This is a genomic window from Bacteroides sp. D2 (assembly GCF_025147085.1).
GTDB lineage: Bacteria > Bacteroidota > Bacteroidia > Bacteroidales > Bacteroidaceae > Bacteroides.
Genome location: NZ_CP102261.1, coordinates 1,627,767 through 1,646,897, shown reverse-complemented (window position 1 = coordinate 1,646,897; position 19,131 = coordinate 1,627,767). Strand labels below are relative to the sequence as shown.

The 19,131-nt window shown below is 44.3% G+C and carries 10 protein-coding genes; 5 read left to right on the top strand and 5 right to left on the bottom strand.

Annotation, left to right across the window (positions count from 1 at the left end):
- Window positions 1-5 precede the first annotated feature (5 nt).
- Genes NQ505_RS05655 through NQ505_RS05635 form a run of 5 tightly spaced genes read left to right on the top strand, consistent with a single transcriptional unit; the run spans window position 6 to window position 8,465 of the window.
- Window positions 6-1,628, top strand: a complete 1,623-nt coding sequence (locus NQ505_RS05655) for a SusD/RagB family nutrient-binding outer membrane lipoprotein (protein WP_009001224.1) — start codon at window positions 6-8, stop codon at window positions 1,626-1,628.
- Between the two features lie 35 nt (window positions 1,629-1,663).
- Entirely contained in the window at window positions 1,664-2,044 is a 381-nt protein-coding gene (locus NQ505_RS05650) for a hypothetical protein (RefSeq protein ID WP_007757599.1), read from the top strand.
- 20 nt (window positions 2,045-2,064) lie between these two features.
- A complete protein-coding gene (locus tag NQ505_RS05645; RefSeq protein WP_009001225.1) occupies window positions 2,065-3,699 on the top strand; it encodes a cellulase family glycosylhydrolase in 1,635 nt (544 codons plus the stop codon).
- 43 nt (window positions 3,700-3,742) lie between these two features.
- A complete protein-coding gene (locus tag NQ505_RS05640) occupies window positions 3,743-6,055 on the top strand; it encodes a glycoside hydrolase family 3 N-terminal domain-containing protein (protein ID WP_009001226.1) in 2,313 nt (770 codons plus the stop codon).
- Window positions 6,056-6,062: 7 nt separating this feature from the next.
- Complete coding sequence (locus NQ505_RS05635; protein WP_009001227.1) at window positions 6,063-8,465, top strand: glycoside hydrolase family 3 N-terminal domain-containing protein; 2,403 nt, start codon at window positions 6,063-6,065, stop codon at window positions 8,463-8,465.
- A 159-nt stretch (window positions 8,466-8,624) separates the two neighbouring features.
- Here the strand turns inward: NQ505_RS05635 and bglX are convergent, their stop codons facing one another.
- Genes bglX through NQ505_RS05610 form a run of 5 tightly spaced genes read right to left on the bottom strand, consistent with a single transcriptional unit; the run spans window position 8,625 to window position 19,014 of the window.
- Window positions 8,625-10,910: a beta-glucosidase BglX gene (bglX, locus tag NQ505_RS05630; protein WP_009001228.1), complete on the bottom strand. Its 2,286-nt coding sequence runs from the start codon at window positions 10,908-10,910 to the stop codon at window positions 8,625-8,627.
- 37 nt (window positions 10,911-10,947) lie between these two features.
- Entirely contained in the window at window positions 10,948-12,312 is a 1,365-nt protein-coding gene (locus NQ505_RS05625; protein WP_032854050.1) for a glucoamylase family protein, read from the bottom strand.
- A 28-nt stretch (window positions 12,313-12,340) separates the two neighbouring features.
- Complete coding sequence (locus NQ505_RS05620; RefSeq protein WP_009001230.1) at window positions 12,341-14,449, bottom strand: family 43 glycosylhydrolase; 2,109 nt, start codon at window positions 14,447-14,449, stop codon at window positions 12,341-12,343.
- 23 nt (window positions 14,450-14,472) lie between these two features.
- Window positions 14,473-15,939 carry a RagB/SusD family nutrient uptake outer membrane protein gene (locus NQ505_RS05615; RefSeq protein ID WP_009001231.1) on the bottom strand — a complete coding sequence of 489 codons (1,467 nt, stop codon included), beginning with the start codon at window positions 15,937-15,939 and terminating at the stop codon, window positions 14,473-14,475.
- Between the two features lie 45 nt (window positions 15,940-15,984).
- Window positions 15,985-19,014, bottom strand: coding sequence for a SusC/RagA family TonB-linked outer membrane protein (locus tag NQ505_RS05610; protein WP_009001232.1), 3,030 nt, complete (start codon window positions 19,012-19,014; stop codon window positions 15,985-15,987).
- Window positions 19,015-19,131 lie beyond the last annotated feature (117 nt).

Here is a 19,131-nt window from a genome sequence, read left to right as displayed (position 1 = left end):
CAATCATGAAAACAATCTATAAAATCGCCTTCGGTATGTTATGTATATGCGGTCTGCTGCTGGGAGCCTGCACCGACTTTGAGGAACTGAATACAGACCCTTCCAAGTCGTCCTCTACCGACCCGAACCAGCAACTGTCTATGATTCAGTTGCAAACATGGGGACATTGGCAAATGTGCCAGCCCTATCCATTCTATCTGGCTGCTTTCGCACAATATATGCAAGGCGACTGGAACACCACCAACTATGGCGGACAGTATCGCAAAAATGATGCGGAAATGGGAAACACATGGAACCTGATGTACCCGGCACTCATCAAGAACATTGTCGACATTCTGGACAAGACCAAGGATAACGAACGGGAAGTGAACATCCACTCCGTTGCCCGTATTTATAAAGTATATCTTTTCTCCATACTGACGGATATGTACGGCGACTGCCCTTACTTCGAAGCGGGTAAAGGCTTTATCACCGGTAACGTAAAGCCTGCCTACGACAAACAGGAACTGATATACAAGGATTTCCTGAAAGAACTCGGCGAAGCGGCAGATGCTCTCACCGCCAGTGGTGACAAAGTCACAGGAGATATTATCTTTCAAGGGAATATCGACAAATGGAAACGTTTTGCCAACTCCCTGCACCTGCGCTATGCAATGCGCATCGTAAACGCAGATCCGGAACTGGCAAAAGCAGAAGCCATCAAAGCTGTCGGTCAGGAAGCCGGCCTAATGCAATCGGCCGCTGACGATGCCCTGATTGCTTACACCGATATTCAGGACTGGGCATCCAACGAATTCCGCAGAAACGGACTCGCCCAACTATGGAGAGGGCGCGAAGCATATCCTACGGCTTATCTCTGCAGCACATTCTGGAAACAACTGGACGCTACTTCCGACCCGCGGCAGTTTGTATTCGGACGCTGCTATGACGAAAGTTCGGCAAACAATCCATTCGGACGTGTGGATCTGACGGAGGAAATGCAGAATACGGAAGCTGCCAAGTTTCAGCCTTGCAACCCGGGTTACTTCTGGTACAGCAACGGTACATGGCCGGAGGGCTATTGGAGCAAACTGACTAATAAATGGCAGGACAAAGCTACCCGTCCGCAGCTCAACAACATTTTCCTGAAAGGCGATATGCCCGGAGTGATTATGACATACGCGGAAGCGGAATTATTACTGGCGGAAGCAAAAGCCCGCTGGGCAGGAGACATCACAACAGGTGCCGACGCTTCCACCCATTATAAAAACGGAGTACGCGCAGCCATCCATTTCCTGGAGAAATTCGGTGCCAAGACTTTTGACGATCAGGTCATCGATACCTATCTGCAGGCTAATTCACTACCTGCCAGCGGATTGGATGCACAGCTTACTGCTATCAACACCCAATTATGGATTCTGCACTTCAACAATATCCCCGAAGGATATGCCAACTGGAGAAGAACAGACATTCCGGTGTTGCTTCCTTCTCCCCACTACGGGGCAGTGACGATTGATTCGCAGACTACACCGCTGCGTCTCTGCTACCCGCTCTTTGAAAGTTCGTACAATCCGGAGGGTTATCAATCTGCCATCCAGGCTATGGGAGGCAAAGACGACTGGAATTCACCGGTATGGTGGGACAAATAAACCTAAGATCATCAACACTAAAAGAAAAAACGATTATGAAGAAAATAATATTTATATGCACGTTGCTGGTATCTCTGTTTGCCATGAGTGGTTGCAGCGACGATATAGACACTCCGGTACTGACCACTGACGAATATCCGCGCATATTAGGCCGCTGGCCGGACAAACAGGAGGATGGCACGTTGGGTAAATTCAGTATTCCATTGAATCAGGTGCTTTCCATCAATGTACAATACACTCCTGCCGAACTATGCGAGGGGACATGGTATCTGGATGGAAGGGAAATTCATAAAGGAGTAGGATTGACGTACATTCCTTCGACCATCGGCACTTTCCACCTCGAACTGATTGTAAAGACTCCGACTAAGGAAACCACCCGTGAAGCTATTATCCAAGTAACCGAAGCAACAGAGTAAACCATTAAAACAAGAATTGTATGAAAAAAAGACTTATAATCTATCTGGCCTGTCTGTTTGCATGCCTGATAGCCTCCTGTTCCGAAAAAGATGAAGTAATCAGCAACGGAGGAGAACCGCAAAGCTATGTTCCTTTTGCCATCAACAAAGGGGTGAATATCAGTAACTGGCTGTCGCAGGTAGACGCCATCCCCGCCAACGGCTTCTCACAAGCCGAAGCACAAAAGCTGGCAGGATACGGTTTCGACCACATCCGTCTGCCGATAGACGAAAAACTGTTCTTCACGGAAGACGGTCAGAAGATACCGGAAGCATTCACACTGTTGCACAATGCCATAGGATGGTGCCGGGATGCCGGAATGAAAGTGATTGTAGACCTGCACGTATTGCGCGATCATAACTTCAATACAACGGTCACTACATCGGGCGACCCGATTGAGAGTTTCTACGACACATTTGAAGATATGAAATGGGCGGGATGGTTTGCCAATGGCTCCGGCGTGACGGTGAACAACGTGGACAATCCCAGCAAAAGCGGTATAAACACCAGCAACAAGGTGTTCTCTGTGGTACGAAAATCAGGAGTGGATACTTGGTCGAACGCCAAGAAAAAAGATTTTACCATTATTCCTGTCGGGTCAGGCAAAATGCAGTTCAAGTACCTGCGTGCCAAAATATACAAAAGCACCAAAAGCACTATAACCGTCGTATTGAGTGACGAGAACAATACGAACGATGGTTACTACGGATATACCAATACTACGGCAAATGAATGGGAAGAAATCGCTGTAGACGTATCCAACTATAATAAAAACTGCGGTCGCGTGGCTCTTCGTCCGGAAGAAGGAGAAACAATGTATTTCGACGATGTATTCTTCTCCGACAGTAAAACAGGCGACAACAAGATATACCCTGAAAGTGGAACTACCACCGTTGTCCCCAAACTCTGGACAGACAAAGACGCCCAGTATAAATATCTCGACTTATGGAAAACACTGGCGGAAGAGTTGAACCAGTATCCCAATGATCTCGTTGCCTACGAGTTATTGAATGAACCGGTAGCCCCTTACGCCTCACAATGGAACTCTCTTTCCGCCCAACTGATTCGTGAACTCCGGCAAACGGAACCCGAACGTAAACTCATCATCGGCTCCAACCGCTGGCAGAGTGTCAACACTTTCAACGAACTGACTATTCCCAGCGGTGACCCGAATATCATCCTGAGTTTCCACTTCTACAACCCACATCCCCTCACGCACTACCAAGCCGAGTGGACGGAAGAAAAAGACCTGAATGTACCCATTCACTATCCGGGCGAACTGATAGAAGAGGCGGACTTCAACCAACTATCCGAAGCGATGCAAAAGCTGGTGACTCCTTATATGGGAACGTATGATAAAACCACGCTTGAGTCACTCGTATTGAAAGCGGAGATGAAAGCCAGCAGTCTCGGCGTGCAACTCTACTGCGGTGAATTCGGATGCTACAAAAAGACTCCGGCCGCCGACAGAATGGAATGGATACGGGACGTAGTATCTATCTTGAAGGATCGTCACATCTCCTACTCTTATTGGGAATATAAAGCAGGATTCGGTTTCTGCGATTCACAAGGAAATGTGATTGAACAGGAGGTACTGGATTTGTTAACTAAATAATAATCACTCAGATAACAATAATCATTCAAATTAAAAAAGAAATATGCGACAAACATTCATCGCTATGGGAATTTGTTGTGCTATCGGCATTTCCACATTAGCTTGCCAGGATAAAAGCAAAGATTACACCGATCCTACGCTGCCTGTGTCCGAACGTGTCTCCAGCCTGATGTCTCAAATGACATTGGAGGAAAAAGTTGCCCAAATGTGCCAATACGTGGGATTGGAACACATGAAGAAAGCAGAAAAGGATATGTCCGCCGAAGACTTGAAACACAGTCATTCGCAGGGTTTCTATCCCAATCTACATTCTTCCGATGTGGAAGAGATGACGAAAAAAGGACTGATTAGCTCGTTTCTGCACGTGGTAAAGGCCGAAGAAGCCAATTATCTGCAATCGTTGGCACAGCAAAGCCGCCTGAAGATTCCACTCCTGATTGGCATTGACGCCATTCATGGAAACGGTTTGTATCGTGGTTCGACCATTTACCCCACTCCTATCGGACAGGCAGCTACTTTTGACCCTGCACTGGTAGAACGGATGTCGCGGGAGACTGCTATTGAAATGCGTGCCAGCGGTATGCACTGGACGTTTACTCCGAACGTGGAAGTGGCACGTGACGCTCGCTGGGGACGTGTGGGCGAAACATTCGGCGAAGATCCCTATCTGGTAGGACAGATGGGGGCGGCTACCGTACGCGGATTCCAGACAAAGGATTTCACGGGAAACGATAAAGTGATTGCGTGTGCAAAGCATCTTGTAGGTGGCAGTCAGCCAGCCAACGGAATCAACGGTGCTCCTGCCGAGTTATCGGAAAGAACGTTGCAGGAGGTATTCTTCCCGCCTTTCAAAGATTGTCTGGAAGCGGGTGTATTTACAGTGATGACGGCTCATAATGAGTTGAACGGGATTCCCTGTCACGGAAACAAATATCTGATGACGGAAGTATTACGCAATCAGTGGAAGTTTGACGGTTTTGTTGTCAGCGACTGGATGGATATTGAGCGCATGCACGACTATCACAACGTAGCTGAAACGCTGAAAGACGCTTACCGGATCAGTGTAGATGCCGGAATGGGAATGCACATGCATGGACCGGAATTCTACGAAGCTATCATTGAGTGTGTGAAAGAAGGGAGTATTCCTGAAAAGCAGATAGATGCTGCCGTTTCTAAGATTCTGGAAGTTAAATTCAGGTTAGGATTGTTCGAGAATCCGTTTATCGACCTGAAAAAGAAAGATGAAATTGTCTTTAATGAGAAACATCAACAAACTGCACTGGAAGGAGCGCGGAAGTCTATCGTCCTGTTGAAAAATGAAGGTAATATGCTGCCATTGGATGCTTCGAAATATAAGAAAGTGTTTGTTACCGGACATAATGCCAACAATCAGTCTATCTTAGGTGACTGGGCAATGGAACAACCGGAAGAACATGTCACTACCGTATTGAAAGGTCTGAAAGCTATCAGCCCCGAAACGAATTATAATTTCCTTGATCTCGGCTGGAACGTACGTTTGCTATCGGACAATCAAATAAAGGAAGCAGTGCAACAGGCACGCAACTCCGATCTGGCGATTCTGGTGGTAGGAGAAAACTCAATGCGTTACCATTGGAACGAGAAGACGTGCGGAGAGAACAGCGACCGTTATGAACTTTCTTTGCCGGGACGTCAACAGGAATTGGTGAAGGCTGTAGCTGCTACGGGGGTTCCGACAGTCGTTATCCTTGTCAACGGCCGTCCGCTGACTACCGAATGGATAGATGAAAATATGCCGTGTATCATCGAAGCATGGGAGCCGGGAGTAGCCGGGGGGCAGGCTTTGGCGGAAATTCTTTACGGAAAAGTAAACCCAAGCGGTAAACTGCCGATTACGATTCCAAGAAGCACCGGACAGATTCAATGTATGTACAATCATAAATTTACCAACCATTGGTTTCCGTATGCAACAGGAAATTCATTACCTTTGTACGAGTTCGGTTACGGTTTGAGTTATACGACGTATAAATATGAGAACCTCAAACTGTCTGAAGCAACTATCACTCCTGACAAAAGCGTGAAAGTAACTGTAGATGTCACGAATACCGGAAAAATGGATGGCGAAGAAACGGTTCAGCTCTATATCCGCGACGAATACAGTTCTGCTACCCGCCCTGTAAAGGAGTTGAAGGACTTTGCCCGCATACCTTTGAAAGCAGGAGAAACGAAAGAGGTTTCATTTACTCTCACTCCCGAAATGCTGTCCTACTATGACGCTAATATGCACTATGGAGTAGAAAAAGGGACTTTCAAGATTATGGTGGGAGCTTCTTCAAGAGATACCGATCTGCAAAGCATTATACTTACAGTGAAATAAAATAGATATGAAGAAATTACTATGTCTCGCCCTGTTATTGTCTGCCGGAAGTGTTTATACCGGCAGCGTTTCGGCAAGCAACCAACCTGCCGGCAAGAAATCCGGCAACAACTCAAAGGATATATACAAAAAGACCTGGATTGACTTCAACAAGAACGGTGTAAAGGATGTATATGAAGATCCTTCCGCGCCTATCGAAGCCCGTATTGCGGATTTGCTTTCGCAAATGACACTGGAGGAGAAGACCTGTCAGATGGCTACTCTCTACGGTTCGGGACGGGTACTGAAAGATGCATGGCCTACCGACGGATGGTCGACAGAAATCTGGAAAGACGGTATCGGAAATATCGATGAGCAGGCCAACGGGCTGGGTAAGTTCGGTTCTGAAATCTCCTATCCGTATGCCAACAGTGTGAAGAATCGCCACACCGTTCAGCGCTGGTTTGTGGAACAGACACGACTGGGTATTCCGGTCGATTTTACCAATGAGGGAATACGCGGATTGTGCCACGACCGGGCTACCATGTTTCCCGCTCAATGCGGGCAAGGTGCCACGTGGAACAAAAAACTAATCCGGGAAATTGCGAAAGTCACTGCTGATGAGGCGAAAGCACTCGGATATACCAATATTTATGCTCCGATTCTGGACATCGCACAAGATCCTCGCTGGGGACGTGTAGTTGAAAGTTATGGAGAAGATCCTTATCTGGTAGGCGAATTGGGTAAGCAAATGATTCTTGGTCTGCAAAGTGAAGGAATCGTTGCCACTCCGAAGCATTTTGCCGTTTATAGTATTCCGGTCGGTGGACGCGATGGAGGTACACGTACCGATCCGCACGTGGCTCCGCGTGAGATGAAAACTCTGTATCTGGAACCATTCCGTAAAGGTATTCAGGAGGCGGGTGCATTGGGCGTCATGAGTTCTTACAATGACTATGACGGGGAGCCTGTTTCCGGAAGTTATCATTTCCTCACGGAAATTCTGCGTCAGCAATGGGGATTTAAGGGATATGTAGTTTCGGATAGTGAAGCGGTGGAATTTCTACACACTAAACATCGTATCACTCCGACTGAAGAAGAAATGGCTGCACAAGTGGTAAATGCCGGATTGAATATCCGCACGAACTTCACTCCGCCACAGGATTTTATTCTTCCATTGCGTCGTGCTATTAGTGAGGGAAAAGTCTCTCTGCATACGCTCGATCAACGTGTTGGTGAGATTCTCCGTGTCAAGTTTATGATGGGGCTTTTTGATAATCCGTATCCCGGTGATGACCGTCGCCCGGAAGTGGTAGTGCATAATGCCGCCCATCAGGATGTATCTATGAGAGCAGCTTTAGAGTCCATCGTGCTTTTGAAGAATGAAAAAGAGATGCTTCCGCTATCCAAGAGTTTTAGCAAAATAGCTGTTATCGGTCCGAATGCGGAAGAAGTGAAAGAACTGACTTGCAGATACGGTCCGGCCAATGCATCTATAAAGACTGTCTATCAGGGAATCAAAGAATATCTGCCCAATGCAGAAGTTCGCTATGCAAAAGGTTGTGATATTATTGATAAGTATTTCCCGGAGAGTGAACTATACAATGTTCCATTAGACACACAGGAGCAAGCGATGATTAATGAAGCCGTAGAATTAGCAAAGGCTTCGGATGTCGCTATCCTTGTATTAGGTGGAAATGAGAAGACGGTTCGGGAAGAATTCTCACGTACCAACCTCGATCTCTGCGGGCGCCAACAGCAATTATTGGAAGCTGTTTATGCCACAGGAAAACCTGTCGTTCTGGTAATGGTAGACGGAAGAGCAGCTACTATCAATTGGGCAAACAAATATGTTCCTGCCATCATTCATGCCTGGTTCCCCGGCGAATTCATGGGAGATGCCATTGCCAAAGTTCTTTTCGGAGACTATAACCCGGGCGGACGTCTGGCTGTTACTTTCCCGAAATCTGTGGGACAGATACCTTTCGCTTTCCCATTCAAACCGGGTTCGGATTCTAAAGGAAAAGTCCGCGTTGCCGGTGTGCTTTATCCTTTCGGATATGGTTTAAGTTATACGACTTTCAATTATTCAAACTTGAAGATCTCCAAACCGGTTATCGGGGCACAAGAGAATATCACTCTTTCATGCACTGTAAAGAATACAGGAAAGAAAGCAGGGGATGAAGTGGTCCAGCTTTATATCCGTGATGATTTTAGTAGTGTAACAACCTACGATAAAGTATTACGTGGTTTCGAACGCATTCATTTGCAACCGGGAGAAGAACAAACGATTAGCTTTACACTTACTCCTCAAGACTTGGGATTATGGGATAAGAATAATCAGTTTACAGTAGAGCCGGGAAGTTTCTCGGTGATGGTGGGGGCTTCTTCGGAGGATATTCGGTTGAAGGGAAGTTTCGAGGTTCAATAAACTAAAAATGTAGGCAGGCAAAGGTTACCTACATTCAAAATACTTATTAAAATATGGTCAAACAATAAATTGAGACTTCATTCTCTTTCTATCGTTTGACCATATTTGATGAATATACCTAAACTAACCTTATTGAAAACGTCTCTTTAGCTATGTATATTATTCCAAACTAAATTTCTTTGTTTGTACATCCCGGCTATTTCCGCCAACCATCACTTCAAATTCACCCGGTTCACATACCCAATTCAACGCACTGTTATAGAATTTCAGTTGTTCTGCTGTGATATCGAAAGAAACAGTACGGCTTTCTCCTTTCTTCAAATGAATACGTTCGAAGCCTTTCAGCTCTTTTACCGGACGTGCTACACTTCCTACCATATCACGGATATACATTTGTACAATTTCATCAGCATCATAGTTGCCCGTATTGGTTACAGTGACAGAAGCCGTTATCTTACCATTTTCATTCATAGAGTTGTTACTAAGTTGGAGGTCACCATACCGGAATGTGGTGTATGACAGACCATATCCAAATGGATAAAGAGGTTCATTGTCTATATCAAGGTAGTTACTACGGAACTTAGTGAACCACTTTCCTGCTTCAAGAGGGCGACCAGTATTCAGATGATTGTAGTATAAAGGAATCTGTCCGACATTCTTAGGGAATGTAGTAGTCAGTTTACCACTGGGGGATACGTCTCCGAATACAACATCACATATCGCATCGGCTGCTTCACTGCCTCCGAACCATACATTCAATATAGCCGGGAAGTTTTCCTGCTCCCAAGTCATCACCGTGCTACGACCTGCAAAATAGACCAAAACAATCGGTTTACCTGTCTTTTTCAATGCTATCAGAAGATCGCGCTGGGCATCCGGCATTTCAAGATTAGTACGGCTACTGGATTCACCGCTCATTTCAGACGATTCACCGACAGCTGCTACAATTACATCAGCCTGCGAAGCTATATTCAGAGCCTCATCCAACAATTCCTGTGCGCTACGCGGATCACGCATCTCACGACCGAACATGGTAGCTTCTGCCTCTCTTTGGGCGTCATACATCAGATTCGATCCTTTTGCATAAAGTACTTCCGCTTTACCTGCCAATGATTGCTTCATGCTATCATACAAGGAATTGTATTTATCAAAAGCAGCCGCCACACTCCATGTACCCGGCATATTGGCCTTTGTATTAGCTAACGGACCAACCAAAGCTATTTTACCTTTACGCTGCAATGGGAGCAGGTTATTTTCATTTTTCAGAAGCACAAATGTTTCAGTAGCTATTTTACGGGCTACAGCACGATTCTCCGCAGTGAAGATATCTTTCTTTACCCGGCTTGCATCACAATATTTATAAGGATCATCAAACAATCCGAGCTTGTATTTCGCTTCGAGAATACGACGGCAGGCTTTATCTATTTCCGTCATTGTTACTTTTCCTTCTTTCAGGGACTTCTCCAGAGTAGTGAGGAACCCGTCTGCAACCATATCCATATCAGTTCCGGCACTAAGCGACATGGCAGATACTTGTTGCAAGTCCCCCATCCCGTGAGCAATCATTTCGGAAATGGCTGTATAGTCCGTTACCACAAAACCATCAAATCCCCAGCGGTCACGCAGCACATCGGTCATCAACCATTTATTACCGGTAGCAGGAATGCCATCGACCACGTTGAAAGAAGTCATCACACTACCCACACCTGCATCAATAGCTGCTTTGTAAGGAGGAAAATAATTATTGAACATACTTAGGTGACTCATGTCCACTGTGTTATAGTCACGACCTGCTTCGGGTGCACCATACAGGGCAAAGTGTTTCACGCAAGCCATGATGGTGTTCTTATCCGTCAGATCGTCACCCTGATAACCTTTTACCATAGCAACCGATATCTCCGAACCTAAATAAGGGTCTTCACCTCCACCTTCAGACATACGGCCCCAACGAGGATCGCGACAGATATCAACCATAGGACTGAAAGTCCAGCAAATACCATCGGCACTGGATTCTTTGGCTGCTATACGGGCGGATTCTTCGATAGCCTTCATATCCCAGCTACAAGAGAGTGCCAAAGGAATAGGGAAGACAGTCTCATATCCGTGAATGACATCCATACCAAACAACAAAGGAATTTTCAGACGACTCTGTTCTACGGCAATCTTTTGTACTTCACGAATATTATCCACTCCTTTCACATTGAAAAGGCCGCCGACCTGGCCTTTTCTTATCTTTCCGGCTACGTCACTACTCTTAGCTTGTCCGGTAACAATTTCACCCGACACAGGAAGGTTGAGCTGACCGATCTTCTCCTGTAAAGTCATCTTCCCCATCAGGTTGTCAATAAACTTATCCATTTTACCTTTATCGGCTTGTGGTGTAGCCATGGCAGTGGCAGCAGATGCCGAAATCACTGCAGCTAGCAAAAATCTACCTATTCTCATATTCTGTTTTGTATTTATATTATTCTTTCTTCTGTTTTTAGTCGGTTGCTGTAGAAGTGAAGCCCAGCTTCTTCAGTCCTTGCTGGATTTCCGGACAACTCATGAATAACCGCCAAAGCAATCCTGTACGGTAGTTCTCTATCATTGGCGCAATCGTACACTGATCGATGGCAAGATAATGCGGAACAGTCCACTTCTCGTTCGGTGAGAATGCATCGTAAAATCCATATTTACCCCAGATCCACGATCCTTGTTTATAGAAACCTTTCAAGGCAGCCATCGATTCCTCCGGTGTATAAGGGAAAGAGGATAAAGCGGCAGTAGGAGTAATCACACCAAGATCATTGTCCGGCATGTGTGCTGAATAACCATTTATTGAATAACTCGCTGTAAGTCCCCAACAATCAGGCCCGTATCCTTTGTATCCCTTCGGATTAGTGACACAATATTGATAATCACTCATCGCATGATTGCGTACCACGTTCCAGTAGTTGGCATATTGATCGGTCAAATTACGCGGGTCAAGACCGATGTAAGAGTAGTGTGCCCAGAATAAAGGGCCACCTTTTTCTTCTGCTCCATTATGTTTCAGTTCGAGCGGGTAACCGTAAGGTTTAGAGGCACTTTTGATGCCACCGCTACGCGCCCATCCTTCATGATAACATTCCGCCGGAACGGAATGTGTAGGAGATGAGGCGGCAAGGATATAGGTAATCAGACATTCATTATAACCTTCAAGCGGGAAGTTCATTTCCCAGCCATAGTTAGGAGACCAATGCCAGTATAATACATTTTGCCCGCCGTTCCGGTACCAGTCGAATTCCATTCCGTGCCATAGTTCATCTATTTTAGAGGCCAATGCTTTTTCTTTTTCGTTGCCGTCTTTCACGTATTGTCGCACACACAACAGGCTTTGCATAAGGAAACTACTTTCCACCAGGTCGCCGCCGTCATCTTTTGTTCCGAATGGTTTCACTTTGCCCGTAGGGCCATTCAGCCAGTGTGGCCATACTCCATGAAATCGGTCGGCTTTTGCCAGATAGTCTACAATCTTTGTCAAGCGGGCTACACCTTCTTCCCGGTCGATAAAGTTCCGTTCGATAGCTACTAACAAGCCGGCAACTCCAAATCCACTACCTCCGATTGTAATCACATTCTGGTCTTGCTGCGGATAGATATTATCAAGGTGTATGCGTTCGCAGGCCAGTCCGGAAGTCTTTTCCGCACCTTCCCACATATAGTTGAAGTGTGTTTTTTGAATATAGTCGAGCAGTTCGTTGTCGTTCGCAAATGCCACGGGGCGATCAGGCTCCGCATCGATCACTGTCTTGTTCTTTTGTGTACATGCGCATATCACTACGAGTAGGGTAATAAATATGCCGGTTCTTGTCCATTCCATCATCTTATAAAGTATTTCTTCTGATTAATAATTATTGTTTCACGACTTTCGACAACGCCGACCGCCCCGATTCACTCAAGGCTTCAATGGCAAAGTAATAAGTCGTACCAAGGTCCAGACCCCGGAAGTCATAATGATCCGCACCGTTCACGGTTATACAGTTGTATAACTTTTCAGGAGCAATGCCATAGTAGATATTATAACCGTAGGCACCGGATGAAGGACTCCATGAAATCATCGCATTGCGCTTATCCTGTTTGTCACGTACTACTTTGAAATTTCGTACCGGAAGCGGTTTCTCCCCATCAGCAAAACCAAATACCCGGAATTCCGAGAGACAGAAATTGCCTGATGGGACATGAATGTTTTCCAGTTTCAGATAACGGGCATCCAAAGTCTCGCTCAATTCGATGTAGTCATGAGGTACATCTTTATCATTATCGCTTTTATCTACCACCAGTGTCCAGTCTGTTCCGTTATCACTGGAGTAAATACGATATTGATAATACAAATCGTTTGCACGATTATGCTGCACACTTTTATGGTCATAATAATTGAGTTGAATCGCCTTTATATGTTTCATACCACCAAGGTCAATTTCCACCCACTCACCCGGTTCTCCGGTTTTAGCGGCCCAATACGTACGCATATTTTCATCGGTAAGATTGGAAGCGGAGTAGATGCTGTCGGTACTGGATACTTTTACCGGTTTCTCATAGGAGAGAAGCATCCAGCCGGTGAACCGGTCAGACGGATTTTTAATATCGTAGTCAGCATTCCAGCATGGGTAATCGCCGAATGCTGTGGTAGAATACATTACTCCATCCGGATCGAATGCCGTAGGATATAATCCGATACGCCTTTCAAACTTATATTTGAGAGACAACATACAAGTACCTACATGCCAGTAATTTCCCTTCAAGTCCTGAAAAGTACCACTGTGTCCTACTCCCTGCACAAATCCACCGGGTTTATAACTCATCGGATTATGCTGCTGGTAAGTGAACGGCCCCAATGGCGAATCACTGACATATACCCCGTCAGCATACACTTTGAATTCCGTACCCGGAGCACCGTACTGGAAATAATATTTTCCATCATGCTTCGTCATATAAGCCCCTTCGGTAAACGGGCGTAACGTCACTTCATCATCATTATTCATACCAAATCGTTCCCAGCCATGCTCTTCTGGACGAAGCATCATGATATCGTAGATCTTACTAACCGGACGAAAATCATCACGACTGATCTCTACACCTTTGAGGGGATATTCATTACTGGAACCGTAATAAAGATAAAGTTTACCATCATCATCCAAAAACAGGCAAGGGTCCCATGAAGGCAATGTATTACGTTCGATAGCACGTTTGAAACGCCCGGACTTGGGAGACGTGCTATACCATACGGGCAATCCCTCATAAGTAGAACCGGTATAGAACAGTGTATCTCCACTTACAAACGCTGCCGGAGCACACATATCGTCATCTGTAGGACGACGTTGGAAAGAAGCCGGAGCAAATTCCCAGTCGCTTAGATTTTTCGAATAATGGAAACCTCCCTGGTTCGTTGAAAACAGGAAATACTCATCTTTATAAGTTAACCCCATCGGATCGGCAGAAGATCTGAATGATCCGCCAGACTGAACATTGTTGTTATAAGGTTCATAGTTATAACTAATATTCATAGGATTGCAATAGGTACGAGTGACAGGATGCACAGGATCATACCACCTTGTAGCTTGAGCGGGCTGGCGCTGCACTGATTTATGTTTCTCCGGTCGCATAACGATTTTCACTTGCCGATCGGCAACGGCACGTTTTACATCAGCAAAAGATTTTCCCGGATAATACACATACAGATGTACATCATTGTCAGTAGCTTTCAACTTATAACGCCCCTCTGCATCTGTGTTACAATGAACGGGGCTTGAGAAAAACATAACAGTAGCCCCCTCAAGCGGATTACCCTGTTCATCTACAACCATTCCGGTTATTTCGTATTGATTTACTACCGGGATATAGTAGTCGCTTACCTGTCCTTTTACCACTTTAATAGAATCTTCCGGTGGTAGCGCGTTCCCTGCCAAGGCAGAGAACGCTATCCCAGAACTTAGTAATATCTTTTTTACTATTCCTGTCATTTCCTAATTTTATTTAGACATAATTACTCGTCAATCGGTTCGTTCGTCAGACTTGGGATATTGGATACCTGATCGAAAGGAAGCGGATAATAGGTTTTATCTGCAGTCCACCCTTTGGAACCAAGCACAGAAGCAGCCTTACCGGTACGGATCAAGTCATTGTAACGTTCTCCCCACTCACAAACAAGTTCCATACGGCGTTCATCAAGGATCTGATCTACAGTCGCACCATCAATTTCGGACATTCCGGCACGATCACGTACAAGATTCAATGACTCATCACCATCCTTACCCAAACGTACCTTAGCTTCCGCATTCATCAATAATACATCAGCGTAACGGAATATACGGACATTGTTATTTGCACCATATTTGGTACGTCCCGGTGTTAACTGATCTGTCGGTGTATAAGCTTTTCCATTCCAGCAGTCTGTTTGAGTCGGATTCTGCAATGGACGAATCACATCACCACTAGGAGTAGTTGTACCAGCCAAAAGGAATGAAGTCGTAGCACGGACAGTCTCGCCACGAGCCGCAGCCCAATCACGAAGCTCCTTATATATTCCGATAAATCCCCAGCCTGAAATGTTTCCGTCATTTGCCGGTCCTTGGAATACAAACCAGTTATCAGCATCTACCATATCACCTGAACCTACCCCAAAGTCTGTACACTGACATTCGAACAACGATTCGTCACATACTTTACCGGGAATCTTGAATAAATTATAGTAATCATCATAAAGCTTAAATTTCTTGCTGCCTATAATATCATCTGTCAGTGTTTCAACTTCTCCATAATTTCCCAGATTCAAATGTATCTTTGCTGCAAGCATCTCTGCAGAGAAAGCAGTGACAGCACCATAATGTGCCATTTCATTCGGGCGTAATCTCGGAGTGTGATCCATCGTATACTGCAAATCCTCAAGAGCATATTTATAAACAGCATTAATCGTTGAACGTGTCATGTCTGCCTGAGTATTATTACGAAGAATAGTCACCGGACCAAAAGCCTGTACAAGCCGATAATAAGCATAAGCACGAAGGAACTTCACTTCACCACAATAAGAACGATAATTGGTCATATCATTATCCGACGTGATATTTTCGGCATAGGAATCCAGCGATTCAAGAGCAGCATTGGCCACTTTTATAATACCGTAATACTGATTCCACATCTCGTTGAGTCCCCAGAATGAATTGTCATAGATATAGTTGCCCATATCAACAAGGGTCGCCTGGTCGTCTATACGCCCGGACCAAACATCATCATCACGTACTACAGACAATGGCCATATTACCCAGTGCATACCGCCTGTTCTAACTTTGGCATACACTCCGGAAACCGCTTGATACATATTCTCTATCTGAGTAAAGTCTACATTTTCTTCCGGAACCTTATTTTCGGGTTCTTTATCTAAATAATCACAGGATGTATTGCATAACATTAATGCTGGCAACGCATATATTAAGATATTCTTTAGTATTTTCATTTTCTTGTTCTTTTGTTAGATTAAAATTAATTTTCTCATTCCGGCTTAGAAATCAATCTGAATTCCAAAGCTATAAGTAGATGTCAAAGGATAAACCTCTGTATCCCATCCTTCAGCATCGCTCAACTCCGGAGTAAATGAATTCGCCTTAAATGTTGTGAACGGACGGTCTGCCGTCAGTGAGAAACGGATACCCGGCAATGTATAATTTCCTAACTTGATATTGCGCAAACTGTATCCGAGGGTTATGTTCTGAATACGGAAGAAATCTGCACTTTCTACAAAATAAGAGTTCACTCTCTGGTCAGATACATTCCAGCCTTTTACCAGTGCTGCAGCGGACGGATGTGAATTAGTAGAACCCGGTCCGGTCCAACGATTCTCATATTGTGCCTTATCGAAATTATAATTAGACTGTGCATAACGCAAAGCACGCTTACGGTTGTATATCTGTCCACCTGTTTGCCCATAGGTAGTCAATTCAAAATCCAGATTCTTCCAGTTCAAACCAAGATTAATGCCATACGTAAAGTTGGGTATGTAAGAGCCAAGCACCTGACGGTCATCACCATCAATCACATTATCACCGTTTACATCTTCATACTTGAAGTCACCCGGTACAAGATTGTTAGCTACAGCAATCGGGTCTTCTGCACATTCTTCCAAAGTCTGATAAACACCTACTACTTTATACCCGTAGTATGAGTTCATTTCCTCACCGACCATATTAATGGTCTTTCCTCCTTTAATAGAACTCAATCCTCCAAGATCTTTCACCTTATTCTTCAAATATGACAGGTTTACTCCTAAATTATATTTGAAGTCTCTTCCGATATTATCATTCCAGTTAAGTGACAAATCAAAACCCTGGTTTAGGATCTTACCATAATTTCCTGCAAGGACGTCATTACTGAATGGCAAACGTGGAGATATAACAGCTCTTTTCGTCAGACGGTAGAAATAATCCCAATCTACATTCAAACGATTCTTGAAAGTTGAGAAATTAAAACCGATGTTTGTTTCATCTACCAATTCCCACTTCAACCAACTGTAATAAGTGGTATTTTGATAGCCAGGGAAAGTAGAGTTGCCAAACACACCGGATGCAGAATTACCTGTGGTTATGGAGGCAAAACCATCACTTGCAGCTACGTGGTCATTACCCAAACGTCCCCAGCTGGCACGCAATTTCAAGTAATCGAAGAACTTTTGATCTTTCATAAAATCTTCTTCGCTGATAACCCATGCAGCACCAACAGATGGGAAATATCCCCAATGCTCCTGATATTTGGAAGAACCATCCGCACGCATAGTAAACGTCAACAGATATTTTCCCGCATAGTCATAACTTAAACGAGTGAAATAGGACTGGCCGCGATAACAGTAGCCGTCATCTCCAAGAGTCACACCTTCGGCATTTCCCTGGCTTAAATAAAGCCATTCATCTTTTCCGTCAGGCACGTTATTGGCTTTTCCCCACATATATCTATACTGTTGTTGCCTCATAGAATAACCCAACATAGCACTGAAATTATGCTTTCCCCATTGATTATTATAGGTCAATATATTATCCCAAATATAATTGTAATAGTTCGTATCTTTCTTTGTCAGTTCTGAAACAGCTTGTTGCTGCCAGCTACTTACATAGTAAGGAGCAGTATATTCACGGCCACGAATAGCTGAATAATCGTAACTATAACTTGTTCTGAAATTCAATTTTTCCGGTAAGATCTGGAATTGAGCATAGAAATTAGTCAGAACCTGGTAGTTCTCATTTTGTGAGTCATAATAGTTGGCTGTCGCTACAGGATTGTAGAAATTAGACGTGAAACCGACTGCATCAGGTGATGCATACTTGTCAGGGAAAGTATTGTCATTTGTCGTATCATAAACCGGATAAATGCCAGGAGCATTAAATGCCTGCTGCCAAGCTTTATTTTGCGGTAATATCTGGGTAGAGTTACTAAATACACCATTAAAACCTACCTTTAGCCAATTAGTTGCTTCATAATCAAGTGCTGCACGGAAGTTAAGACGTTTATAGTTGTTCTCTACATCCATTACACCATCCTGATACAGATAACTCATACCTACGGAATAAGTGCTTTTCTCTGTTCCGCCACTAATTCCTAAACTGTGGTTAGTGATAAGTGCACTCCGCAGTAACTCCTTATACCAATCTGTGTCTGAATCGAATTTCCAATTATGAAAATCGGGATCGGAATAGTCACCACCAAATTTATCAATGGAAGCCTTCATTGTGGATACATAAGCATCATAATTGGCTTCAAGAAGCATAGTAGCATACTCGCTAGAGTTAGCCATTTCCAGAACGTTAGTAGCTTTCTGAACACCTACATACCCATTATAGGTAATTTTAGCTTTCTGATTACGTTGGCCTTTTTTAGTAGTGATAATAACAACACCATTAGCAGCACGCACACCATAAATGGCAGCTGCCGAAGCATCCTTCAACACAGACATATCTTGAATGTCATTACTATTAAGGAAATTGATATCATCATAGAACATACCATCCACTACATAAAGAGGTGAACTGTTGGAAAATGATCCTTTACCACGAATAGCTACCTTCGGTCCTTCTCCCGGAGTACCGCTATTAGTAACATTCACTCCGGCCACTTTTCCTTGCATGGCAGCCATAGGTGAAGAGGCAGGAGTAGAAAGTAACGCTTCCCCCTTGACTACTGTAATAGGAGAAGTCAAGTCTTTAGCTTTGGCCGAACCGTAACCGATTACTACCACCTCTTCCAGTTTCTGAACATCATCTTTTAATTGGACATTGATTACATTCTTCCCTTTTACAGCAATTTCTTGAGGTATCATTCCTATATAAGAAAAGGTAATAATAGCATCATCAGGAACGTTTTCCAAAGTATAGTTACCATTAAGATCCGAGATCGTACCGATATAGGTACCTTTAACATGAGCAGACGCACCAATGATCGGTTCACTAAAGGAATCAACAATAGTACCTCTGATTGTTTTGTTTTGAGCAAGTAGTGTCTGTAAGCACAACACTACAACTACAAGAAAAGTAATCTTTCTCTTCATTTTTTTACGTATTAGTTGATAATAAGGTTGCTAAAAAATCGATGCAACAAAGGAATGGACTTTTTAAAATTCTTGCAAAATAACGCATACTACGCTACTACTTTTATGCTGTATAAC

What these genes read in the sequence shown, in the direction of transcription:
- NQ505_RS05655 (WP_009001224.1), top strand. Translation starts at nt 6, where the DNA reads ATGAAAACAATCTATAAAATCGCCTTCGGTATGTTATGTATATGCGGT.
- NQ505_RS05615 (WP_009001231.1), bottom strand. Translation starts at nt 15,939, where the DNA reads ATGAAAATACTAAAGAATATCTTAATATATGCGTTGCCAGCATTAATG.
- NQ505_RS05620 (WP_009001230.1), bottom strand. Translation starts at nt 14,449, where the DNA reads ATGACAGGAATAGTAAAAAAGATATTACTAAGTTCTGGGATAGCGTTC.
- NQ505_RS05625 (WP_032854050.1), bottom strand. Translation starts at nt 12,312, where the DNA reads ATGATGGAATGGACAAGAACCGGCATATTTATTACCCTACTCGTAGTG.
- NQ505_RS05635 (WP_009001227.1), top strand. Translation starts at nt 6,063, where the DNA reads ATGAAGAAATTACTATGTCTCGCCCTGTTATTGTCTGCCGGAAGTGTT.
- NQ505_RS05645 (WP_009001225.1), top strand. Translation starts at nt 2,065, where the DNA reads ATGAAAAAAAGACTTATAATCTATCTGGCCTGTCTGTTTGCATGCCTG.
- NQ505_RS05650 (WP_007757599.1), top strand. Translation starts at nt 1,664, where the DNA reads ATGAAGAAAATAATATTTATATGCACGTTGCTGGTATCTCTGTTTGCC.
- NQ505_RS05610 (WP_009001232.1), bottom strand. Translation starts at nt 19,014, where the DNA reads ATGAAGAGAAAGATTACTTTTCTTGTAGTTGTAGTGTTGTGCTTACAG.
- bglX (WP_009001228.1), bottom strand. Translation starts at nt 10,910, where the DNA reads ATGAGAATAGGTAGATTTTTGCTAGCTGCAGTGATTTCGGCATCTGCT.
- NQ505_RS05640 (WP_009001226.1), top strand. Translation starts at nt 3,743, where the DNA reads ATGCGACAAACATTCATCGCTATGGGAATTTGTTGTGCTATCGGCATT.